Raw genomic sequence first — 23,316 nt, 5'->3', positions numbered from 1 at the left:
GAAATGAAAGAAAAAAAACTATTGCCGGTTTTGCTGATCGCCGCAGCGGCGGTTGCCTTGTACTTTTTCGACGGACAAGGCGGGCAGACACCGTTTAATCCACATGCCTCCCCGACACAAACCGTATCTTCCATCCAGGCTTCATCCTCCGGCAGCGACAGCCGCCTTCAGACGGCCTTCGAAAGGCGCGAAAGCGATTTCCAAATCGAAGGACGGGGCGTGGTGGCAAAGGTTTTACCGGACGACAATAAAGGTTCGCGGCACCAGCGGTTTATCCTGCGCTTAAACAGCGGGCAGACTGTTTTGGTCGCGCACAATATCGACTTGGCTCCCAAAGTCAAAGGGCTGAAAAAAGGCGACGAGGTTGCTTTTTACGGCGAATACGAATGGAGCGGGCAGGGCGGAGTCATCCATTGGACCCACCGCGACCCTCAGGGTAGACACCCCGACGGTTGGTTGAAGCATGAAGGAGAGGTTTACCGTTAATTGCCCCAACGGCGGATATACGGGAAGGCCGTCTGAAAAACCGTAATCAAGGGCGGTGGTTTTTCAGACGGCCTTTCATATGACCGATGAAGCTTAAAACCGGCAAGGCGGAGAAATACAGCCGAACAAGTAAACCTTTTATGACAGCCGAACAAGTAAACCTTTTATGGTGGCTGTCCGCTTTCAGACGGCCTCTGCAAAGCGCAGCAGGGCTTCGCGGTTGGATGGTGAGAATGCCTGTTCTGCCGCCTCCGCCGCCGGCAGCCAGCGGTATGCCGTATGTTCCGACAATGCCAGCGGGCTTTCGCGCGGGATGCGGGCGGAAAAAAGATGTTCCGTGTTATGCGTCACGCCGTCGGCATAGCGGTGCCGCCAGTGCGGGTAGATTTCGTAAACCGTGCTGTAGTGCCAATCGTGTAAATCGTCTGGTGGGAGGCGGATACCGGTTTCTTCCGCCACTTCGCGCAAGGCGGCCTGGGCCGGTGTTTCGCCCACTTCCAAACTGCCGGTAACCGATTGCCAGAAGCCGGGCCGGTCGGTGCGCTCGAGCAGCAGGGCACAGCCGCAGCCGTCATGCAAAACCACCAATACCGAAACAGGCCGTTTCGGCGTTTTCTTTTTTTCAGACGGCATCTTGTCCGCCTTCCTCTGCCATGGGCTCGTGTGAACGGGTATCGGCGGCAGCCTGTTTTGCTGCGGCGGAAAGTTTTGCCTGATCGGGCAGTATCGGGGCTTCGTTCAGAATCCGTACTTCGCGCTGCGGGAAGGGGAAGGAGATGCCTTCTTCGTTAAAACGCTGCCAGATTTCGAGCAGGATGGCGGAAAAAAGGCCGAGAAAACCGTTTTCGGGATCTTTCACCCAAAAGCCCAGCCGCAAATCGATACCGTCCGAACCGAAGCCGATTAAATAGGCTTTCGGCGGATTTTCGCCCGTATCGATACGCTCCTGGCGCGAAGCCGCTTCAATCATAATCTCCATGGCGCGCGCAATGTCCGAATCGTAAGAAACCTGGATGTTGAGGTTTTGCTGCAGGGCTTTCGCGGTATAGGATTCGTTAATCACCATATCGGTGATGAAGGTTTCGTTCGGAATCAGTGCCTCGGGTCCTGCGGGGCTGCGGAGAACGACGAAGCGGGAAGTGATTTTGGTGACATAACCTGTGAAGTTATTGACCGTCAACCGGTCGCCCGGGCGGATGGAGCGGTCGCCCAAAATCAAAAAGCCCGATATGTAGTTGCTGGCGACTTTCTGCAGGCCGAAACCGATACCGACACCGAGCGCGCCACCGAATACCGACAATACGGTCAAATCGATTCCCACCAGTGGCAGGGCGATTAACACCGATAAAACGACCAGCACGACGCGAACGATGTTCGACAGCATAATGCGCAAACTCAAATCGAGCCGGGTATTCGCCATCAGCCGGTTTTGCAAGAATCTGGCCAGCCACATAGCGAAAATCAGGATGATGCCTATCCACAAAGTACCCGTGCTGATGCTCCACAAACTGAGCTTTGACGAGCCGACGGAGAAGGTTAAAGATTTCATCCAGTTGATGATGATGTCGTCGATACCTGAAATCCACAGCAGGAAAAATACCCACAATACCGCCGACAAAGTACGTTCCAAGCGGTCGCTCCACGGCTTTGCGGGCAAGGCGGCATGAAATACGGCCAAAGTAATCCGAATCGCAATCATCCAGTTGGCGGCCAGCAACAACAGACGGAGCCATACGGAGGAGAAACCGGTGAAGTTCCATGCCGACAACGCAATAATGGCGGAAATCCACATCAGCACAGGCCAAAGAATCCGTTTGCCGATGTGCTTGAGCAAACCGAGGTAGGCGGGCGTTTTCCATGTGCAGCGTTTCAACAGCCACTCAGACAGCCACCACATGGCTGCTGTCAGGGCAATAACGATGCCTGCCTCGATCCAGCCGGAAGTTTGTCGGAAACTGCGTTCCAGCAGAGCGGAGGTGAATTCGGAAGGGGCAAACAGCTGACTGAAAAAATCAGCCCAATGCTCGGAAAGGGCCGCCATTTTGGGAAGGATGGGGTGTGTGTGCTGAAACATTATCATTTTCGGTGTGAAAAAACGGACAGGGGCAAATTATAAGGCAAATTGTGCCCGAATACCGATTTATGAAATAATGCGCCGCTTGTCCAAACATGGAAATCAATATGTCTCTGCAACCAATCGAAATCATTGAACAAATCCTCGGTGCTTATGCCGAAGACGGCAGCGCGATGCGCTGCGACGAAATTCACGCCTATCTGACGGCCCTTGTATCCGGCCCCGATGAAATAGCGGACGATGCCGATGCCGTCATTGATGCCGTAATCGGTGATGCCGCCATCGATGCGGCGCAACGCGAACGCATCAAAGAAACCGTTTTACAGTGGGCGGAGGAATTAAAGCGGAATTTGAAAGACAAACAGCTTCCGGAATTGCCTTTGTATGAAGATGAAAACGGCGAACTGGACTATTTTTCCTGGTGCAACGCCTATCTTTATGCATTGGAAAATACGCAGACCGACTGGTTTGCCGCAAGTGACGACGAGGAATTCGAAGATCTGTTTTACCCGATTATGGCCTTGGGCGGCATTTACGATGACGACGATATCTTGTCCAATCTGAGCAGGCAGGAAATCAACGGATTGCAAAACGAAGTCCCTTACGCCGTACGCGATATTTTTGCCTATTGGCAGGCAGTCATCAACAAACCGCAAACCATCCGCCGAGAAGGTAAAAAAATCGGCCGCAACGACCCTTGCCCTTGCGAGAGCGGTAAAAAATACAAGGCTTGCTGCGGTAAGTAAATGGAAGCGGATTCTTAAAACAGCGGCCAACCTGGCTATGCCGCCATATTTTGTTGATAAAAAAACTGCACCTTTCGGCCTGGGATAACTCCGGCTTCAAGGTGCAGTTTGTTGTTTTCAGACGGCCTGTTTCTTTTACAGTATCTGGAATACGTTCTTAGAAACGGTAATTTACGCCCAAGCGGAAATCTCGGCCGGTTTCCGGCAGGGAAGAACCGTTAATCGAGCTGCTCCGTTGGCTGTGCGGTTTATAGAGTTTGTTGCCGACGTTATTGACGGATAAGTTGATGTTCAAATCATCTTTGCCCGTCGGTTTCCAGTTGGCGTAAATATCGTTTACGCCGTAACCAGGGCGGTTGACATTGCTGCCGCCGGATCCGCGTTGGTCAGTGTTGGTGGCATAACTTGAACGTTGCACGTATCGTCCGCGCCAGCCGAGTTCGAGATTCGGGTTGTCAAACCGATAGGAGAGGCCGGCGGTCCAAGTCCTGCCCATTGGAATAGCCGTAACGATAGAGTCGAGGCTTGCGCCATCCAATTTCGGTTTGTTATATGCGACACCGACTCGTGCCGTCAAACCGGACATACTGTAAGCGGTGCTTGCTTCGTAACCGCTGTTTTTCAATTTGCCGCCGTTATAGTAAATGCCGTTGCGAACAGCCTGAATATCTTTGATTTCTTGGTTGAAATATGAGGCATTGACAGACAAGGCCTGATTCAGATTGTATTTGATGCCGACTTCCGCATTACGGGATTTTTCGGCTTTCAGGTTATCGGCAGCATGGCGGACATCTCCCCCCGACAGAGCAACTTCGGTCAGGCGCGGGCTTCGGGTGGCATAGTTCAAACTGGCATTGACGGATAATTGAGGTGTGATGTCGTAAATCGCACCAATACTGGGATTGATATTACTGCCGGTGATTTTACGGCCATCTGAAAAAGTGACGCCGAAATGGTCGTAGCGCAGGCCGGTAGTCAGCGTTACGGGCTCTATATCCCAAATGCCTTCCAAATAAAGTCCGGTATCGGTTTTTTTCTCGTTGCTCACCCCGTTTCCCAACTCTTTCGGAATGGCTTTTTGATGCCGCCAGTTAAGGCCGTATTTCAAAGTATGTTTGTCGAACAGGCGGCTGTCCAGATTGACGTTTGCCCCTGTTGTGCGGACTTTCGCATCTAATTCGTATTGTTGTCCCGATGCTTCGTCGCGCGTTACATTCTTCCAATAAACGTTGGCCTTGGCTTTGCTGATGAATCCCATATCGGCACCACGGTATTCAAGATTGGTGGTGTTTTGGGTCAGCGTGCGGTAGCGGGGGGCATTGTTGGCCGTATTGGGTTCGCAGGTTCCATCCGGACGGTAGATGATGGGGCCGTTCCGACCGCGCGTTTTACATGATTGGGAAAAATCAAATTCTTCACGCAAAGCCCGTGTACCGTAGGTTTTCTCCTGCCGATGGCTCAAAATCAAACGGTGGTTTTCATTAAAGTTGTAACTGATTTTTCCTAATAAGCCCCGCTGTCCGAGTGCGCTGTTGTGCACGGTTTCGCTGCCATCCAGGCCTTTATAGCCTTTGCCCGGCTTATAGTCCCGTTTATTGACCCAATTGGCGGCAAATAAGGCATCGAAACCGCCGGCTTGTCCGTAAACCGAAAATCCTTGATTGTGTCCTTTGTTGCTTGAAACCCCGGCATTAAGTTTGAAACCGATATTTTGCCCCTCCCGCAGCAAATCTTTGGCATCTACCGTCTCTGCCACGATTGCCCCGCTGGTTGCACCGATGCCTGCCGACGCCGAGCCGGTGCCTTTTTGTACAGCGATTACTTTTACCAATGCCGGGTCAAACAAGAATCTGCCGTTATGGTGGAACAATTGGGTATCGGAATATGTATTATCTACTTTGACATCAATCTGATCCTGCCCCATGCCTCGGATGGTCATCCATTGTGAAGTACCGTTTCCCCCGCCGAAACTGACTGACGGTTCGTTGAATAAAACGCTTTTCATGTCGGTTGCCGTGGTTTCATCCAATTTTTGCGTGCGGATACGGTGAGTAGATAAATCAGCCCCTTTGACGGTCACGCTGGGTAATGCATCATGCGTTTCCGTTGCAGGTTCGACATTATTTGCATGCGCGAAACTGCTGCTTAATGCCAAAGTTATCAGGCTGAGGGAGAATTGGGAGGGGAAGACAATTTTCATAGACATTGCGATGATTCCTCAGATAGATTGCAAATAAAAGTTAAAAAAAATAGCATAATTTCTTTATGCCTATTCATTATAAATGATATTTGTTATTTATTGTATTTTTATGTGAATAATAATGCCTCATTCAGGCTGAATACGAATGTTGAATAAATATAAGCAGGCTGCTAAAACGGCAAAAAAGAGTTCTATCATAAAGGCAAAGAGAGGGAGGAATGTAGTTAATTGAGGGGAAACCTCTGTTTTAAATAACGAAATTTTTGCAAATGCCTTTATCCTTATCGTCGGAAGCAAGCCGTTATGTTCTGCTTACACTCATCAAACACGTATGCGGAAACGCCGATGAAAAATAAGGCCGTCTGAATTTTCAGACGGCCTGGAGTTTGAGGAGTGTTGCTATTGATTCTTACGGTTAGCCAATGCGGCTTTGATAAAGGCGGTGAACAACGGGTGGCCTTTGCGCGGGTTGGAAGTGAACTCGGGGTGGAACTGGCAGGCGAAGAACCAAGGGTGGTTCGGCAATTCGATGGTTTCAACCAGGCGTTCGCGTCCGGCAGATACGCCACCGATGACCAAGCCCGCCTTCTCCAGCGCGGGAACATAGTTGTTATTGACTTCGTAGCGGTGGCGGTGGCGTTCGCGGATATGTTCGCTGCCGTAGATTTTGGCGGCGAGGCTGCCTGCTTTCAATTCAACTTCTTGCGCGCCCAAACGCATGGTGCCGCCCAAATCGGCGGATTCGTCGCGGGTTTCGACGCTGCCGTCGGCGGTTTGCCATTCGTCAATCAGGGCGACGACCGGAGATTCGGTTTTGATGTCGAACTCGGTGGAGTTGGCATTTTTCATGCCTGCCACATCGCGTGCGTATTCGATGAGGGCAATCTGCATGCCTAGGCAAATGCCGAGATAGGGAATGTTGTTTTCACGCGCATAGCGGGCAGATGCGATTTTCCCTTCCACACCGCGCACGCCGAAACCGCCGGGAACCAATATGGCATCGAATTCTTTCAGACGGCCTATACCGTCTTTTTCTATGCTTTCGCTGTCGATATAGTCGATTTTCACGTCGGTTTGTGTGTGTATGCCAGCGTGCCTTAACGCTTCGATCAGCGATTTGTAGGATTCGGTCAAATCGACGTATTTGCCGACCATGGCGATTTTGACGGTGTGTTTCGGATTTTTGATGGCATGGACGATTTTTTTCCACGCGGTCAAATCCGCCTGTTGCACGTTCAGCTGCAACTGTTCGGTAATGATGTTGTCGATGCCTTGGTCGTGCAACATTTCGGGGCATTCGTAGATGCTGTCCACGTCGTAGCTGCCCACAATCGCGCGTTCTTCCACGTTGCAGAACAGGGCGATTTTACGGCGTTCGTCCGCGGGCATTTTCCTGTCCATGCGGCAAATCAGGATGTCGGGCTGCAAACCGATGCTCAACATTTCTTTAACGGTATGCTGGGTCGGCTTGGTTTTGATTTCGCCGGCGGCAGCGATGTAGGGGACGTAGCTCAAGTGGGCAAACAAGGTGTTGTTGCGTCCCAACTGGCTGCGCATCTGACGGATGGCTTCCAAAAACGGCAGCGATTCGATGTCGCCGACCGTGCCGCCGATTTCGACGATGGCGACATCGTAACCTGCCGCGCCTTCGTGGATGCGGCGTTTGATTTCGTCGGTAATGTGCGGGATGACTTGGACCGTGCCGCCGAGGTAGTCGCCGCGGCGTTCTTTGGCGATGACGTTTTCGTACACCTGCCCCGTGCTGAAGCTGTTGCGACGAGTCATGGTGGCGTTGATGAAACGTTCGTAGTGTCCCAAGTCGAGGTCGGTTTCCGCGCCGTCGTCGGTGACGAACACTTCGCCGTGCTGGAACGGACTCATGGTGCCGGGGTCGACGTTGATATAAGGGTCGAGCTTGAGCATGGTCACGTTCAAGCCGCGCGATTCGAGGATGGCGGCAATAGAAGCGGCGGCGATACCTTTTCCGAGTGAAGATACGACGCCGCCGGTTACGAAAATAAATTTAGTCATGATGCTGTACCAGTGTTGGAATGCGTGATTTTAACCAATCCGATAGCCTGCCGCAATACGGAAGGCCGTCTGAAAACCGGGTAGGGCATTCAGACGGCCTTGTTTTTTTACACTACATTATTTCTTTTTCTTTTGCGGCGGCAAGTCGGTGCAAGTGCCGTTGGCCACTTCCGCCGCCATGCCGATGCTTTCTCCCAAGGTGGGGTGCGGATGGATGGTTTTGCCGATGTCTTCCGCATCGCAACCCATTTCGATGGCCAGGCAGATTTCGCCGATCATATCGCCCGCATGCGTGCCGACGATACCGCCGCCGATAATCAGGCCGCTTTCAGCGTCGAAAATCAGCTTGGTGAAGCCTTCGTCGCGGCCGTTGGCAATGGCGCGGCCGGATGCGGCCCACGGGAACACGGCTTTGGTGATTTTGATGCCGTCGCGTTTGGCGATTTCTTCGGTAACGCCCACCCAAGCCACTTCGGGATCGGTGTAGGCCACGCCCGGAATCACGCGTGCGTCGAAGTAGGCTTTGTGGCCGGCGCAGTTTTCGGCTGCCACATGACCTTCGTGTACGGCTTTGTGCGCCAGCATAGGTTGGCCGACCACGTCGCCGATGGCGTAGATATGCGGCACGTTGGTGCGCATTTGTTTGTCCACTTCGATGAAGCCGCGTTCGGTAACGGCCACGCCTGCTTTTTCGGCGGAGCAGAGTTTGCCGTTCGGTGCGCGGCCGGCAGCCACCAGCACCAAGTCGTAGCGTTGCGGCTCTTTCGGTGCTTTTTCGCCTTCAAAGGTTACGTAGATGCCGTCGGGTTTGGCTTCCACGGCCACGGTTTTGGTGTTGGTCATGATGTTGTCGAAGCGGTGGGCGTTCATTTTCTCCCACACTTTTACCAAGTCGCGGTCTGCGCCCTGCATCAGGCCGTCCATCATTTCCACTACGTCCAAGCGTGCGCCCAGCGTGCTGTACACGGTGCCCATTTCCAGGCCGATGATGCCGCCGCCGATGACCAGCATTTTTTCAGGCAGTTTGCCGCCGTTTTGACGCAGCTCAAGCGCGCCGGTGCTGTCCACAATGCGTGGGTCTTCAGGAATGAAGGGCAGTTTCACCACGCGGCTGCCCACGGCGATGATACAGTTTTTGAAGGCAACGGTTTTTTTCGCGCCGATTTCGGTGGCTTGTTCGTATTGTGCGGATTCGGTGAGCGACACTTCGATGTGGTTTGCGCCTACGAATTGGCCGTTACCTTGGATGATGTCCACTTTGCGGGCTTTTGCCATGCCTGCCAAGCCGCCGGTGAGTTTGGCGATGACTTTTTCTTTGTAGCCGCGCAGTTCGTCTACATTGATTTCGGGTTCGCCGAACTTGATGCCGTTTTTTACCAAGTGTTTCACTTCGTCAATCACGGCTGCGTTGTGCAGCAGGGCTTTAGACGGGATACAGCCCACGTTCAGGCACACGCCGCCCAAGGTGCTGTATTGCTCGATGATGGCGGTTTTCAGGCCTTCGTCGGCTGCGGCAAATGAAGCTGAATAGCCGCCGGGGCCGCCGCCCAATACTACCACGTCGTATTCGGCATCGGCAGAACCGGCAAATTGTGCGGCCTGCGGTGCGGGCGCGGCGGCTTTGGGGGCTTCTTGGGCAGGGGCGGGCGCTGCGGCGGCTTTCGGTGCTTCGGCAGCGGCAGACGCATCGGCGGCTTCGATAACGGCAATCACGCCGCCTTCGGAAATTTTGTCGCCCACTTTCACTTTCACTTCTTTCACCACACCTGCGGCTTCGGCAGGAACGTCCATGGTGGCTTTGTCGGTTTCCAATGTAATCAGCGTGTCATCGATGGCGATGGTGTCGCCTGCTTTGATTTCAACGGCGATGATGTCCACGTTTTCGTGGCCGCCGATATCGGGTACTTTTAATTCGATCAAATTCATTTCAAACCTTTCGCGGGCAGGCCGGTGTTTTCAGACGGCCTGCCGAATTCGATATTAAAAACTGGTTATGAAGGCAAATAATCCCAACACGATGCCTGGCGCGTTGGCGATGGCCACCGGCAGGTCGCGCGGTTTTTTGAATAATCCGTAAGCTACCCACAACGTACAGTTTATCGCCGCAGCCAAAGGTTGCCATGGCGAGCCTTTGTGTCCGGCCAGATTGGCCTGAATCTGCGGGATGTAGGCCACATACATACACACGGCGGTAATGGTGGCGACAACAGACAGGATGCGGATTTGTTTTTCGTTCATTGATATCCCGATTTTAAAAGTTTTAAAAGGGGGGAAGGCCGTCTGAAACCGCCGGATTCGCGTTTTCAGACGGCCTTTTGCATCAAGAACCGTCCGAAACGCTTACAGCGTGATGCGGCGGAAATCTTTCAGCAGATTGGCCAAGAACACGGTAAAGCGCATGCCGGCCGCACCGTCGATAACGCGGTGGTCGAACGACAGCGACAGCGGGCACATCAGGCGCGGCTCAAACTCTTTGCCGTTCCAAACCGGTTTGATTTGGGATTTGCACACGCCCAAAATGGCCACTTCAGGAGCATTTACAATGGGCGTAAAACCGGTACCGCCGATACCGCCCAGGCTGGAAATGGTAAAGCACGCGCCCTGCATTTCCTGCGGTTTGAGTTTGCCTTCGCGGGCTTTCTTGCTCAGTTCGGTCAATTCTTGGCTGATTTCTTTCAAGCCTTTTTTGTCCACATCTTTAATCACTGGTACAACCAGGCCGTTCGGCGTGTCGGCGGCAAAACCGATGTGGAAGTATTTTTTCAATACCAGGTTATCGCCGTCCAAAGACGAATTGAATTCGGGGAATTGTTTCAGCGCGCTGACGGAAGCCTTGATGATAAAGGCCAACGGAGACAGTTTCACGCCTTCGCGTTCCCATTCCTTGTTCAACTGTTTGCGGAATTCTTCCAAATCGGTCATGTCCGCTTCTTCGTTTACGGTAACGTGCGGAATCATCACCCAGTTGCGCGACAGGTTTTGGCCGGAAATTTTCTTGATTCGGCTCAACTCTTTCACTTCCACTTCGCCGAACTTGGCAAAGTCCACCTTCGGCCACGGCAGCAAATCCAAACCGCCGCCCAAAGACGCGCCGGCTGCCGCAGGCGCACCCTTGCCCGCACCGCCCTGCAATGCGGCTTTGACGAAGGCTTTGATGTCGTCGCCTACAATGCGGCCTTTCAGGCCTGTGCCTTTTACCAAGCCCAAATCCACACCCAATTCGCGCGCCAGTTTGCGGGCGGAGGGGCCTGCATGGGCTTTGGCAAATGCCGCTTCGTTTACCGGCGTGCTGCCGAACGCTGCTACGGGGGCGGCGGCAGGCGCGGGCGCGGAAACAGATGCTGCCGCAGGGGCGGGGACGGCAGCTGCTTTCGGGGCTTCGGCCGCAGGAGCAGGAGCTGCGGCAGCAGAACCGGCGGTTTTCACTTCGATAATCGGCGCACCTTCGGATACTTTGTCGCCTACTTTCACCAGCACGGCTTTAACTACGCCGGCAGCGGTACAGGGCACGTCCATGGTCGCCTTGTCGGTTTCCAGCGTAATCAGCGTGTCGTCCACGGCAACGGTATCACCCACTTTGACTTCGACGGCGATGATGTCCACGTTTTCATGGCCGCCGATGTCGGGGACGGCGACGGTTTCCACTCCGCCCGAAGCGGCAGGGGCGGCAGCGGGCGCAGGAGCCGCGGTGGCGGCAGGAGCTTCGACAACAGGTGCGGCGGGCGCATCGGTTGCGGCTGCGGTTTCCACCAGCAGGATAACGCCGCCTTCGGATACTTTGTCGCCTACTTTGACTTTGACTTCCTTAACCACGCCGGCCGCATCGGCAGGCACGTCCATGGTCGCTTTGTCGGTTTCCAGCGTAATCAGGGTGTCGTCCACGGCAATGGTGTCGCCGGCTTTGACTTCTACGGCTATGATGTCCACGTTTTCATGACCGCCGATATCGGGTACTTTGATTTCTACGATGCTCATTGAGCCTTCCTTTTATAGCTTGTGATACCGTTCGAAAAAATTTCGGGTATCTTCAAAATTAACGTTTGCTGCACATTACAGCGCCCTGCAGGGATACGGGAGACAATTCGCCCTGTTTGCCGATTTCGTAGACGGCAACGGTGCAACCCTTCCCGGGTAAACCGATTACTTCGTAATCGTGTCCTGCTTTAGGGACAAATGAAGCCATTTTTTTATTGCACGAACCTTCTGTGAGTATCGAGACAGTAGTTGGCGTTTTCGAAACGGTGGTCAGGCCTATATATGCAGCCTGAACGTTGGCTGCTTTATCGGCAGGCACGATATATTCGCGGAAAAACGCCCGCGATAAAACACCGTTCATCTTGACTACGTTGCGACTGTGTTCCGTTTCGGGTATGCCCAAGCTTTGACTTTTCGCCGTACCAACCAGCGAACCGAAGGCATCGCCCAAACTTCCTCCTGTACCGACCTTGATACCGTGTTTTTGATTTTCACAATCTATTCCACTGATCAAATAGGCCGGTTTCTGATTTTGGCCGTATAAGCGGACACGAGCTTGAGAACTACTGTCATAAGCTACCTCCTGCCGAACTAGCGGCGCATTGGACGAACAGGCAGCCAATAACACAGTAAAACATCCGATAAATAATGGCTTCATAGATTTTCCTTTTATCTTTTTCAGACGGCCTTCCAATCAATGTCAGGCCGTCTTAAAGCCGCTTAACGTTTCCAGCTTGGCGCGGTATCGGTTTTAACGCCGTATTTCTCAATCGCCTGCTGAACCGTTTCCTTACCGATTTTGCCCTGGTCGGCCAAGGCGCTGAGCGCGGTAACGGCGATATTGTAGCGGTCTACTTCAAAGAACGAACGCAGATTGGCTCGGCTATCGGAGCGGCCGAAACCGTCTGTGCCTAACACATGATAATCATTGGGGATATACGCACGGATGCGGTCGGCGAAACTGCGGACATAATCCGTGGCGGCGACCACCGGGCCTTCGTGGCCTTGCAGCTGGCTGGTAACGAACGGCAGTTTGTTCTCTTCCAGCGGATGCAGGCGGTTGTAGCGTTCCACTTCGATGGCGTCGCGGTGCAGCAGGTTGAAGGACGGGCAAGACCAAATGTCCGCATCGACACCGAAATCTTGTTTCAGCAGGTCGGCAGCAGCAAGCACTTCTTGGAAAATCGTACCCGAACCCATCAGCTGAACTTTTTTGCCGCCTTTTTCGCCGGCTTTGAAGAGATACATACCTTTCAGGATTTCTTCTTCGATGCCTTCGCGTTGCGGCAGGGCCGGGTGGGTGTAGTTCTCGTTCATCAGTGTGATGTAGAAGAACACATCTTCATTGTCCACATACATCCGTTTCAGGCCGCTGTGAACAATCACCGCCACTTCGTAAGAGAAAGTCGGGTCGTAGGACACGCAGTTCGGAATTAAGTCGGCCTGAATCTGGCTATGGCCGTCTTCGTGCTGCAAACCTTCGCCGTTCAGCGTCGTCCGGCCGGCAGTGCCGCCCAACAGGAAGCCGCGCGCATGCATATCGCCTGCCGCCCAGGCCAAATCGCCGACACGCTGGAAGCCGAACATAGAATAATAAATATAGAACGGAATCATGGCGAAACGGTTGTTCGCATAACTGGTCGAAGCCGCAATCCAGTCGGCCATTGCACCCGGTTCGTTGATGCCTTCCTGCAAAATCTGACCGTCTACCGATTCTTTATAGAACATCAGCTGGTCTTTATCCTGCGGCGTGTACTGCTGGCCTTTCGGATTCCAGATGCCGTATTGGCGGAACATGCCTTCCATACCGAAGGTACGGCTTTCGTCAGGTACAATCGGTACGATACGTTTGCCGATTTGCTTGTCTTTCAACAGAGTGGCCAACACGCGGACAAATGCCATTGTGGTTGAAAATTCGCGGTCGCCGCTGGATTGCAACTGTGCGTCGAAATCGGCCAAAGCGGGAATCGGCAATGCTTCGTTGTTCGGGTTGCGCTGCGGCAGATAACCGCCCAAGGCGTTGCGACGCTCGCGCAGATATTTCATTTCTTCGCTGTCTTCCGCAAAACGGATGTAAGGCAGGTCGCCGCTCTCGATTTGCTCGTCGGTTACCTTGATGCCGAAACGGTCGCGGAACTGTTTCAACGAATCCTTGTCCATTTTTTTCGCTTGGTGGGCAACGTTTTGTGCTTCGCCGGATTGGCCCATGCCGTAGCCTTTAATGGTTTTGGCCAGAATCACGGTCGGACGGCCGTCCGCGTTATTCACAGCTTCATAATAAGCCGCATATACTTTGTGCGGGTCGTGGCCGCCGCGGTTCAATGCCCAGATTTCGTCATCGGACATATTGGCCACCAAGGCCTTCAATTCGGGCGTGTTGAAGAAATGTTCGCGAACATATGCACCGTCTTTGGATTTATAAGTCTGGTAGTCGCCGTCCAGACATTCGTTCATGCGGTTTTTCAGTGCGTTGTTGGTGTCGCGTGCCAGCAGTGCGTCCCAACGGCTACCCCAAATCACTTTCAATACATTCCAACCGGCACCGCGGAAGTTACCTTCCAATTCCTGAATAATTTTGCCGTTGCCGCGAACCGGGCCGTCCAAACGCTGCAGGTTACAGTTGATGACGAAAATCAGGTTGTCCAAGCCTTCGCGTGCCGCCAATGCGATTGCGCCTTGGCTTTCCGGCTCGTCCATTTCACCGTCGCCGCAGAATACCCAAACCTTGCGGCCTTTGGTTTTACTCAAACCGCGTGAGTCCAGATATTTTAGGAAGCGCGCCTGATAAATCGCCATCAGCGGGCCCAAGCCCATCGATACGGTCGGGAACTGCCAGAAGTCGGGCAGCAGGTGCGGGTGAGGGTAAGACGGCAGGCCGTTACCACCAACTTCCTGACGGAAATTATCCAATTGTTCGTCTGTCAGACGGCCTTCTACATAGGCACGAGCATAGATGCCGGGGGCAGAGTGGCCTTGTACGAATACCAAATCGCCTTCTTCGCCTTCGCCTTTGGCGCGCCAGAAGTGGTTGAAGCCGACATCATACAAAGTGGCAGCAGATTGGAAGGAGGCGATATGACCGCCCAGTTCCAAATCTTTTTTGCCCGCGCGCAGTACCATGGCAGCCGCATTCCAGCGGATGATGGAGCGGATGCGGTGTTCCAGCTCATGATTGCCGGGAGATTTCTGCTCTTTGCCTACCGGAATCGTATTCAAATAGGCGGTAGTCGCGTCAAACGGCATGTGGATGCCGCGGCGGCGGGTGTATTTCACCAGATTTTCCAGCAGGAAATGCGCGCGCTCGGTGCCTTCGTTTTCCAGCACGGAGCTTAAGGCATCTAACCATTCCTGAGTTTCAATCGGATCGATGTCGTTAATTTGGTTGGACATGGATAATCCCTTCAGTGGAGAGTTACGGAACACGGCACAACGCCGCGATGTTGAGTTTGCGGACATGGAGGCCGTCTGAAATTTTCCCTAACGGCCGAAAAACGGACGAACAGGGGGTTGATTGAAGTAATATGTATAGCTTTCAAAAGCTTGTTAAACAAAGTTTTTGAAACGGTTGTAAAGCGTTTTTTGGCGATACATTTTCGCGCCGAAATGCTATCAGTTATCGGCAGGGCTTGCAAACCGTCATGGGCCATATTTGTGCGGAATCAAAAAAGCATACCGCAGCAAAGAGGGTATTTTTTCTTTTTCAAACTTCCGATAGCTGAAATACAGTCCGGTTATTGTTCGATAAAGAATAAATAAATCAAAAAAGAAAATTTACCGCCGATGCGCTAAAGATGCTTTCAGACGGCCTTTTAAGGTTAAAAAAAGTAAAGAGTCAGTCTGCCGACTCATCTGTTTTCCGCTGCCGCTTGAGTAGGATGAGGACTGCGCCGTCATTATTTTTATGCGGTTCGGCGTAGGCCAAAACGTCGGGATGCATCATCAGCCAACGACGGACCAGGTTTTTCAACTTTGGCTGATACCCGGAGGAACCCAATCCGCTACCATGGATAATTTCCCCGCATACCCCCCGCCGTTGGACGAAAGCAATAAATTCGTTCAATACCTGTTGGGCTTCTTCTTGTGTGTAGCCGTGCAGGTCGACATCGGCAACAACAGGGTAATAGCCGCTTTGCAGGCGTTTGATGTCGTTTTGACCGCGCCCGTTTTTGCTGAATGAAGAGGGGATGTCGAGCCATTGCCCGTCCCCGATATAAAAGTAGCCGTCTTCCAAAGATTTTCCATCGTCTTTGGGGCGCGGTTTGATAGGGGATAAATCGCGCGGTTGCTCATAACGGCCGCTGCCGCTTTTCAGGGGTTTGACATCGGCCATCATGGCCGAAAAATCTATTTGCTTATTTTGTTCGCTTTGCACCGCCTGCTGTTTTGCGACCTGTTTTTCCGCTGTTTTCCGCGCCTGTTTTCCAAGGTCTTTTAAAATGGCTTGAAAATCGTTGTTTGAATTCATGGGGATGGTTTTAAGTGAAAGTTGATGACCGTATGAGGTCGTTTTTTGTTTTTCAAAAAGGCCGTCTGAAAACATATGCCGGGATACGGACAATGGTTTTCAGACGGCCTCTACTATATGCTTATTTGACTGTCTGCATCAATGATGGATGACTTGTTCCATTGCTAGCCTCTCTTGCCGTTCTGCCTCGGCAGCCTCACGTTCGCGTCGGGTGGTCTGACGCATCATATACCAGTTCATGATGATAACCAAAGTGCCGACGATTGCAATGATGATGGTGGCCAACACGTTCATTTGCGGATCAAGTCCGAGTTTGATTTTGGAGAAAATCACTTGCGGCAGTGTGGATGAGCCGGGACCGGACAAGAAAGAGGTAATCACCAAATCATCCAGCGACAAGGTAACGCCGAGCAGGAAGCCGGAAACTATGGCCGGCATAATCAGCGGCAGGGTAATCACGAAAAAAATTTTCAGCGGGCGCGCACCCAGATCCATAGCCGCCTCTTCCAAAGACTGGTCAAGCTCGGCCAGACGGGCACGGATGACAACGGTGATGTAAGCCATACATAGGGTGGCATGGCCGAGGAAGATGGTAAAAAAGCCGTTGCCGAACGAAGAAGTGTTTCCGAAAATGCCTTGCAACATGGTTTGCACTTGGATGATCAGCAGCAGCATCGACAGGCCAGTAATCACGTCGGGCATAACCATGGGTGCCGATACCATGCCGGCAAACAAGGTGCTGCCGCGGAAACGTTTAATCCGAGCCAATGCATAACCGGCTAAAGTACCGAGTACTGTAGCTGCCAAGGAGGAGACAACGGCTATGCGGAGCGACAGCCATGCGGCCTCCAAGATTTGGTCGTTATTCAGCAGCTTGGCATACCATTTGGTGGAAAAACCGCCCCAGATGGTAACGAGCTTCGAATCGTTGAAGGAGTAGACTACCAATACAATCAAAGGGATGTAGAGAAAAGCCAGGCCGAGGAAAAGCATTGCTTTTAAAAACCAAGACAATTTCTGTTTGTTAGCCATTTTTCCCTCCTTCTTCCAATTGGCGGTTTTCATAACGGTGGTAGAAGGTAATCGGTACGACCAGCAACAGCACCATAACCACAGCCAAGGCGGAGGCCAAAGGCCAGTTATTCTGCTCAAAGAAAGTCATCCACAATACTTTGCCAATCATGAGATTATCCGAGCCGCCAACCAAGTCCGGAATAACGAACTCACCCACAGCCGGAACGAAAACCAACATCGATCCTGCGACGATGCCGGTTTTCGACAGGGGCAGGGTAATGGAGAAGAAGGTTTTAATCGGGCCGGCACCCAAGTCGGAGGCGGCTTCCAGCAACCTGCCATCGAGTTTGATCAGTTGGGTGTAAAGCGGCAGGATCATAAACGGCAGGTAGGCGTAAACCATCACCAGCTGGAGTGAAAAGGCGTTGTAGAACATATTCAGCGGTTCGTCGATGATGCCGTACTTGATCAGCAGGTGGTTAATGATGCCGTTAGAAGTAAGCAACCCCATCCAAGCGTAAACACGCAGCAGGAAGGAAGTCCAGAAAGGCAGCATAATCGCCAGCAGCAGGCCGTTCCGGTAGGCCGGTTTGGCACGCGAAATGGCATAAGCCATCGGATAGCCGAGCAAAAGGCAGATTAGGGTGGTAACGAAGGCTGTCTTCAGCGACGACCAATAGGTTCGCAGATACATATTGCTATCGCCGTCAGCAGGCGACAGCCCTAGCATTTGCGACAGTGTGCCGCCGAAATTCTGGAAGATTTCTTTATAATTCTGCATAACGATATGCAGAGTCTGCTTTCCTGTTTCCGGATCGGTTACAAACAAATCGGTATACGGCGGGATTTTAATATCCTGCTCGGCGAAGCTGATTTTCAGGACGATGAAAAAAGGTATTAAAAACAGCAGCAGCAACCAAACATATGGGATGCCGATAACCAATTTCCGTCCCGGTCGCAGACGGCGTTTGATATTGACGGACATTTCAGACGGCCTCCTAGCGGGTTAGGGGGGTAGGCTGGTTTTCCGGCCAGTCGAGGTACACTTCATCACCCCAAGTAGGCGGCGTAATGTTGCGCACATACCAGTAAGGGGCAGGCACTTGGCTTTTGATGATGCGGCCGCTCTGCATTTGTACGTGATAAATCGCGAAGCTACCTAAGTACGCAATTTCTTTTACCGTGCCTTTCGCCCAGTTGTAGGTATCGCGGTGAGCGGGTTTTTCTTTATGTAAATCAATATCTTCTGGACGGATGCTGACCCAAATGGTTTGATCGACTTTTCCGTCGAATTTTTGGTCGGTGTAGATTTTGCTGGGCAGTTCGTCACATTCGATTAGGGCATGCCCTTCGTCTTTGTGCACTACTTTCCCTTCAAAAATATTGGTTTCGCCGATAAATTCGGCGGTAAAGCGGCTGTTGGGATAATCATAGATATTGCTTGGTGTATCCACTTGTTGCAGCTCACCGTCGGACATAATCGCCACACGGGTAGCCATGGTCATGGCTTCTTCTTGGTCATGGGTAACCATGATGCAGGTTACACCCACTTTTTCCAAAGTATTGACCAGTTCAAGCTGGGTTTGCTGGCGCAGTTTTTTATCCAATGCACCCAAAGGTTCGTCCAACAGCAGCAGCTTCGGACGCTTGGCCAGGGAACGTGCGAGTGCCACACGCTGTTGCTGGCCGCCTGAGAGTTGGTGCGGCTTGCGTTTGGCGTATTTGGTCATTTGCACCAGGCGGAGCATTTCTTCGACCCGCACATTGATTTCATCGGCAGGCAATTTATCTTGTTTCAAACCGAATGCGATGTTCTGCTCAACCGTCATATGGGGGAAGAGGGCGTAGCTTTGGAACATCATGTTGATCGGACGCTCATAGGGGGCGAGGGCGGTAATATCCTGGCCGTCCAGGATGATGCTGCCTTCACTCGGGGTTTCCATGCCGGCCAGCATGCGCAGCAGGGTTGATTTTCCGCTGCCGGAACTGCCCAGTAAGGCGAAAATTTCATGCTGTTGGATGTCAAGATTGATTTGGCGGACGGCAAAAGTGCTGCCGAATTTTTTAACCAGGCCTTTGATTTGCAGATAGGGCTGGGCGGCGGGTTCTGTGGTCATCTTTAATGCTCCAAAGAAACTCGATACCGGCTGGAACGGAACTCGAAGAGGTGGATACGGGTCGGTCGCACAGGTTGGGTATCCTTCCGGTACGAACGGGCTGCGTAAGGTGTTCTAAAAAACCGCTCATTATATTGGTTGATAAGCCTTGGGGGCAAACAAAATTATCCCGTGCTGCGGATATTTTGGGCCGGCAGTTTGTTTGCGGGACAAAATGCAACAATCCCATACATTGTTTCTTTGAGCCCGATATAACGAAGCCGATGATTGGGCTTTGAAAAATATCCTTTTTCTGCCCTTTTGCTTCTTGTTTTTAGGAATAATAAATCGACTGCAAGCCCTGATAACGCCGCCTTGTCTGATTATATAAATATTTAACAATATGTTTTTTATTGAGTATTTCATAATGTAATTGAGACATATGCGGCTTGCAGCCGTTTATTTTTCAGACGGCCTTTTGGCTTTCCAAATATTCCGCCAGTCCGCGCTCGCGCAACACGCAGCTCGGGCATTCGTGGCAGCCGCCGACGATGCCGTTGTAGCAGGTGTGGGTCTGCTCGCGGATGTAGTCCAGCGCGCCCATTTCGTCCGCCAGCGCCCAGGTTTGCGCTTTGGTCAGGTACATCAGCGGGGTGTGGATTTGGAAGGCGTAGTCCATCGCCAGATTGAGGGTAACGTTCATGGATTTGACGAACACGTCGCGGCAGTCGGGATAGCCGGAAAAGTCGGTTTCGCACACGCCTGCGATGATGTGTTTGATGCCTTGTCCTTTGGCGTAGATGGCGGCGTAGAGCAGGAACAAGGCGTTGCGTCCGTCCACGAAGGTATTGGGCAGGCCGTCTGAAGCGGTTTCGATGGCGGCGGTGTCGTCCATCAGGGCGTTGTGCGTAATCTGCTGCATCAGACTCAAGTCGAGTACGGTTTGTTTGACGCCCAAATCCTGCGCAATCCAGCGGGCGCGTTCCAGCTCGACGGCGTGGCGTTGTCCGTATTGGAAGGTAATGGCTTGAACGTTTTCGCGCCCGTAGGTTTGAATCGCCTGAATCAGGCAGGTGGTGGAATCTTGACCGCCGGAGAAGATGACCAAGGCTTGTGGGTTTTGCATGGTGAATCCTAGTTTTGGTAACGCGGGAGGTTTGCGAACCGCGTGGTTGGTGTAAATCGATGGATTATAGCGGATTTGGTACATCGCTGTTAATCGGCGTAGAATGCCGGCCTTCCAATAACGAAATCAAGAGTGAAAAACAATGTTTTGGGCAATTATTTCTGTATTTTCAATTATCGTGGCCGTTTTAGTGATTTGGGTCAATGCGAGCGCTTTCGGTATGGAGGAGCGCGATCATAAAGAAGCGTCAGATTATGAAAAGCGTTTCGGCTTGGGACCTCAGCCTGTATCCAAAAAAGACAGTGAGCCATCCGAATAACCACAAACAAAGGTTTCAGGCCGTCTGAAAAGGGTAAAACGGGGCTGTCGCATCGGATGCTGCCGCTTCTGCCTTGAGTTTTTCGACTTTCCCATCAGACCGATACTATGGCGGGCAAATAAAAGTTTAATTGGTTTCCGATGCCGAAACGGGTAAAATCGGCTCAGCCTCTGTCTTTCAGACGGCCTTTTCCGGCCGGGACGAATCGGCCGCCACAATCAATCGAATAAAAATATCAGGAGTATCACCATGGAACACAAACTGCCAGAACTGCCTTATGCCTTGGATGCTTTGGAACCGCACTTGTCCAAAGAAACCTTGGAATACCACTACGGCAAACACCATCAAACCTACATCACCAATCTGAACAACCAAATCAAAGGCACTGAATTTGAAAATGCCCCTTTGGAAGAAATCGTTAAAAAATCTTCCGGCGGCGTATTCAACAATGCGGCACAAACCTGGAACCATACTTTCTACTGGCTGGGCTTTACCCCCAAAGGCCAAGGCAAGCCTTCCGGCGAACTGGCCGCTGCCATTGATGCGAAATGGGGCAGCTTCGAAGCCTTCCAAAAAGCGTTCGATACCTGTGCCGCCGGTACTTTCGGTTCGGGCTGGGCATGGTTGGTTAAAACGCCGGCCGGCGAATTGGATTTGGTATCCACCTCTAACGCCGCCACCCCCCTCAACAGCGACAACACCCCCTTGCTGACTTGCGACGTATGGGAACATGCCTACTACATCGACTATCGCAACAGCCGTCCGAACTATCTGAACGGCTTCTGGGAAATCGTAAACTGGGACGAAGTTGCCCGCCGTTTCGCCGCCTAAGCTTGATTTGAAGCACACAGGCCGTCTGAAAACATATTTCAGACGGCCTTTTCCTTATTGCCGTTTATCTGGTCAAGCAAGGCTTGCAACAGGCGGTAAAGTCAAAATATCCAGCGGCATCTTGACAACAAAATCGGCAGGCCAGGTATCCGTCCGATCGCTTTCGGCAATGTATCCCCACGAGGCTAAGACGGTTTTCATTCCCGCATTCCTGCCCGCCTCCATATCGCGCTCCGCATCGCCGACATAAAGGCACTCTTGCGGGTGGACATTGATTTGTTCGCAGGCGTAAAGCATGGGTTTGACCGAAGGTTTGGCTTCGTCGCAGGTATCTCCGCTGACCACTGTCTGCGGCGGGATAGAAAAGCCGAGTTTCGGTACCAAACGGTCGGTAAACTTTTTCGGCTTGTTGGTGATAATGCCCCATTTCAGGCCGCGTCGGTTCAATTCGCCAATCAGTTTATCGACTCCGTCGAACAAAACCGTGTCGCGGTTAAAACAACGCTCGTATTCGGCCAGATATTCCTCGCGCCACCGGCCGTATTCGGGATGTTCCTTGCCTATGCCCGCGCCGAATCCAATCAAGCCGCCTGCGCCGTGACTGGCAACGGGGCGGATATCTTCTATACTTTTCTCCGGCAGGCCGTGCCTGCGCAACAAAACATTCAATGCACCGCCCAAGTCCAAAGCGGTATCGGCCAATGTGCCGTCGAGATCGAATAAAACAGCCTTAATCATATTCATCAACCTAATAAAACCGCCGCCCGACAATCGCGGCCGGGACGGCAAACATTACCGCGACCATCACCGCCCGCTGGGCAGCACCGTTATTTTCTTTACCAATATATTCAGCATCAACCCGTATGCCGGAAGGAAAAACAGCGTACAGATAACCAGTTTGAACAAATAATCCACAACCGCAATCTGAGGCCAATTTTCCGCCATAAAGGCATCCGTACCGGCATGGAAGGCAATCGCAAAGAAGAGCAGGGTATCGACCGCATTACCGACAAAAGTGGAAGCTGTCGGTGCCACCCACCATTTTTTCAGACGGCGTAAACGGTCGAAGACAAAAATATCGAGCAACTGCCCCACAGCGTAGGCGGCAAAACTGGCGGCGGCAATGCGGAATACCAAACCGTCAAACGCAGCCAATGCCGCCGTCCCCTGCCAGATGCCTTGGTGGAAAGTGACGGATATGGCATACGACAGCAGGAGTGCGGGAAACATGGAGAAAAAAACCACCCGCCGCGCAGGCCTGCGGCCGAATATGCGGACGGTCAAATCGGTGGCCAGAAAAATAAACGGGAAACTCAATGCACCCCAAGTGGAATGCACCTCATAGCCGTTGGGCAAGGTAACGGTAAAGGGAAACTGCACCAGGTAATTACTCGCGGCAATTACGGCGATATGAAAGAAAACCAGCCAGAACAACGCCTTTCGCTGTTGCAAAACGCTGAATTCGCGTATATCCGCATTCATAGCATATCGTGCTTGAACAGGCGTTCACGTGCCAATTGTTCGAATTCCGTCTCCTTCTGGCCGTAATTGGCAAACGGATGGATGGCAATACCGCCGCGCGGGGTAAATTCGCCGAACACTTCAATATACTTCGGCTGCATCAGTCCGATTAAATCCTTCATGATGATATTGACGCAGTCTTCGTGGAAATCACCGTGATTGCGGAAGCTGAACAAATACAGCTTGAGGGATTTGCTTTCCACCATTTTTTCCCCCGGAATATAGCGTATGTGTATGGTGGCAAAATCCGGCTGCCCGGTCATCGGGCACAGGCTGGTAAATTCGGGGCAGATGAATTTGACGAAATAATCGTTGTCGGGATGCTTATTGTCGAATGCTTCCAAAACTTCCGGCGCATATTCGGTTTTGTATTGAGTGTGCTGATTGCCGAGCAGCGTGATGCCCCGCAACTCTTCAGAAGAACGCGTCATA

21 protein-coding genes are annotated in these 23,316 nt (G+C 52.2%); 4 read left to right on the top strand and 17 right to left on the bottom strand.

What is annotated here, in order from left to right; translation table 11 throughout:
- The first annotated feature begins 3 nt into the window (after positions 1–3).
- Entirely contained in the window at positions 4–486 is a 483-nt protein-coding gene (locus BM261_RS00785; RefSeq protein WP_074894637.1) for a DUF3465 domain-containing protein, read from the top strand.
- A gap of 183 nt (positions 487–669) precedes the next feature.
- Here BM261_RS00785 and nudB read toward each other — a convergent pair whose 3' ends face one another.
- Positions 670–1,119, bottom strand: a complete 450-nt coding sequence (gene nudB, locus BM261_RS00780) for a dihydroneopterin triphosphate diphosphatase (RefSeq protein WP_074894239.1) — start codon at positions 1,117–1,119, stop codon at positions 670–672.
- Positions 1,109–2,560 carry a mechanosensitive ion channel family protein gene (locus tag BM261_RS00775; protein WP_370446625.1) on the bottom strand — a complete coding sequence of 484 codons (1,452 nt, stop codon included), beginning with the start codon at positions 2,558–2,560 and terminating at the stop codon, positions 1,109–1,111. The genes nudB and BM261_RS00775 overlap by 11 nt, the downstream gene beginning before the upstream one ends.
- Positions 2,561–2,667: 107 nt before the next feature.
- Here BM261_RS00775 and BM261_RS00770 point away from each other — a divergent pair, with 107 nt between their 5' ends.
- Positions 2,668–3,306 carry a YecA family protein gene (locus BM261_RS00770; protein WP_083426625.1) on the top strand — a complete coding sequence of 213 codons (639 nt, stop codon included), beginning with the start codon at positions 2,668–2,670 and terminating at the stop codon, positions 3,304–3,306.
- Positions 3,307–3,463: 157 nt separating this feature from the next.
- Here the strand turns inward: BM261_RS00770 and BM261_RS00765 are convergent, their stop codons facing one another.
- From BM261_RS00765 to queC, 12 genes are all read right to left on the bottom strand, one after another.
- Positions 3,464–5,512 carry a TonB-dependent receptor domain-containing protein gene (locus BM261_RS00765; protein WP_083426618.1) on the bottom strand — a complete coding sequence of 683 codons (2,049 nt, stop codon included), beginning with the start codon at positions 5,510–5,512 and terminating at the stop codon, positions 3,464–3,466.
- Positions 5,513–5,905: 393 nt separating this feature from the next.
- Positions 5,906–7,537: a CTP synthase gene (locus tag BM261_RS00760; protein ID WP_074894235.1), complete on the bottom strand. Its 1,632-nt coding sequence runs from the start codon at positions 7,535–7,537 to the stop codon at positions 5,906–5,908.
- Positions 7,538–7,654: 117 nt separating this feature from the next.
- Entirely contained in the window at positions 7,655–9,463 is a 1,809-nt protein-coding gene (gene lpdA / locus BM261_RS00755; protein WP_074894233.1) for a dihydrolipoyl dehydrogenase, read from the bottom strand.
- A 54-nt stretch (positions 9,464–9,517) separates the two neighbouring features.
- Positions 9,518–9,775, bottom strand: coding sequence for a SemiSWEET family transporter (locus tag BM261_RS00750; protein WP_007342752.1), 258 nt, complete (start codon positions 9,773–9,775; stop codon positions 9,518–9,520).
- Between the two features lie 102 nt (positions 9,776–9,877).
- Positions 9,878–11,512: a dihydrolipoyllysine-residue acetyltransferase gene (gene aceF / locus BM261_RS00745; protein ID WP_074894231.1), complete on the bottom strand. Its 1,635-nt coding sequence runs from the start codon at positions 11,510–11,512 to the stop codon at positions 9,878–9,880.
- A 58-nt stretch (positions 11,513–11,570) separates the two neighbouring features.
- A complete protein-coding gene (locus BM261_RS00740; protein ID WP_074894229.1) occupies positions 11,571–12,170 on the bottom strand; it encodes a hypothetical protein in 600 nt (199 codons plus the stop codon).
- A gap of 62 nt (positions 12,171–12,232) precedes the next feature.
- The gene (aceE, locus tag BM261_RS00735) at positions 12,233–14,902 is read right to left on the bottom strand and encodes a pyruvate dehydrogenase (acetyl-transferring), homodimeric type (RefSeq protein ID WP_074894227.1); all 2,670 of its coding nucleotides are present in this window, start codon (positions 14,900–14,902) and stop codon (positions 12,233–12,235) included.
- 442 nt (positions 14,903–15,344) lie between these two features.
- Complete coding sequence (locus BM261_RS00730; protein ID WP_049250497.1) at positions 15,345–15,977, bottom strand: Smr/MutS family protein; 633 nt, start codon at positions 15,975–15,977, stop codon at positions 15,345–15,347.
- Between the two features lie 138 nt (positions 15,978–16,115).
- A complete protein-coding gene (locus BM261_RS00725; RefSeq protein ID WP_074894225.1) occupies positions 16,116–17,009 on the bottom strand; it encodes an ABC transporter permease subunit in 894 nt (297 codons plus the stop codon).
- Positions 17,002–17,976 carry an ABC transporter permease subunit gene (locus BM261_RS00720; RefSeq protein WP_003770086.1) on the bottom strand — a complete coding sequence of 325 codons (975 nt, stop codon included), beginning with the start codon at positions 17,974–17,976 and terminating at the stop codon, positions 17,002–17,004. The genes BM261_RS00725 and BM261_RS00720 overlap by 8 nt, the downstream gene beginning before the upstream one ends.
- Before the next feature lie 13 nt (positions 17,977–17,989).
- Positions 17,990–19,108, bottom strand: a complete 1,119-nt coding sequence (locus tag BM261_RS00715) for an ABC transporter ATP-binding protein (protein ID WP_074894223.1) — start codon at positions 19,106–19,108, stop codon at positions 17,990–17,992.
- A 445-nt stretch (positions 19,109–19,553) separates the two neighbouring features.
- Entirely contained in the window at positions 19,554–20,213 is a 660-nt protein-coding gene (gene queC / locus BM261_RS00705) for a 7-cyano-7-deazaguanine synthase QueC (protein WP_074894219.1), read from the bottom strand.
- Positions 20,214–20,355: 142 nt separating this feature from the next.
- On the opposite strand from queC, the gene BM261_RS12600 reads away from it, so the two are divergent.
- Positions 20,356–20,532 (top strand): hypothetical protein, encoded by a 177-nt coding sequence (locus tag BM261_RS12600; protein ID WP_003770091.1) that lies wholly within the window; start codon positions 20,356–20,358, stop codon positions 20,530–20,532.
- 249 nt (positions 20,533–20,781) lie between these two features.
- The gene (locus tag BM261_RS00700) at positions 20,782–21,363 is read left to right on the top strand and encodes a superoxide dismutase (protein WP_074894217.1); all 582 of its coding nucleotides are present in this window, start codon (positions 20,782–20,784) and stop codon (positions 21,361–21,363) included.
- Between the two features lie 72 nt (positions 21,364–21,435).
- Here the strand turns inward: BM261_RS00700 and BM261_RS00695 are convergent, their stop codons facing one another.
- The 3 genes from BM261_RS00695 to queF all read right to left on the bottom strand — a co-directional run bounded on the left by BM261_RS00695 (position 21,436) and on the right by queF (position 23,315).
- Positions 21,436–22,101, bottom strand: a complete 666-nt coding sequence (locus BM261_RS00695) for an HAD family hydrolase (RefSeq protein ID WP_074894215.1) — start codon at positions 22,099–22,101, stop codon at positions 21,436–21,438.
- Between the two features lie 66 nt (positions 22,102–22,167).
- Positions 22,168–22,845 carry a 7-cyano-7-deazaguanine/7-aminomethyl-7-deazaguanine transporter gene (locus tag BM261_RS00690; RefSeq protein ID WP_074894213.1) on the bottom strand — a complete coding sequence of 226 codons (678 nt, stop codon included), beginning with the start codon at positions 22,843–22,845 and terminating at the stop codon, positions 22,168–22,170.
- Positions 22,842–23,315, bottom strand: coding sequence for a preQ(1) synthase (gene queF / locus BM261_RS00685; protein WP_074894211.1), 474 nt, complete (start codon positions 23,313–23,315; stop codon positions 22,842–22,844). Before queF ends, BM261_RS00690 begins: the two co-directional genes overlap by 4 nt.
- Position 23,316: the final 1 nt, after the last annotated feature.

The sequence above is a fragment of the Neisseria elongata subsp. elongata genome (genome assembly GCF_900113545.1).
Taxonomy (GTDB): domain Bacteria; phylum Pseudomonadota; class Gammaproteobacteria; order Burkholderiales; family Neisseriaceae; genus Neisseria; species Neisseria elongata.
Note: the sequence above shows the minus strand (reverse complement) of the source record. Positions and strands in the feature narration are given on the sequence as shown.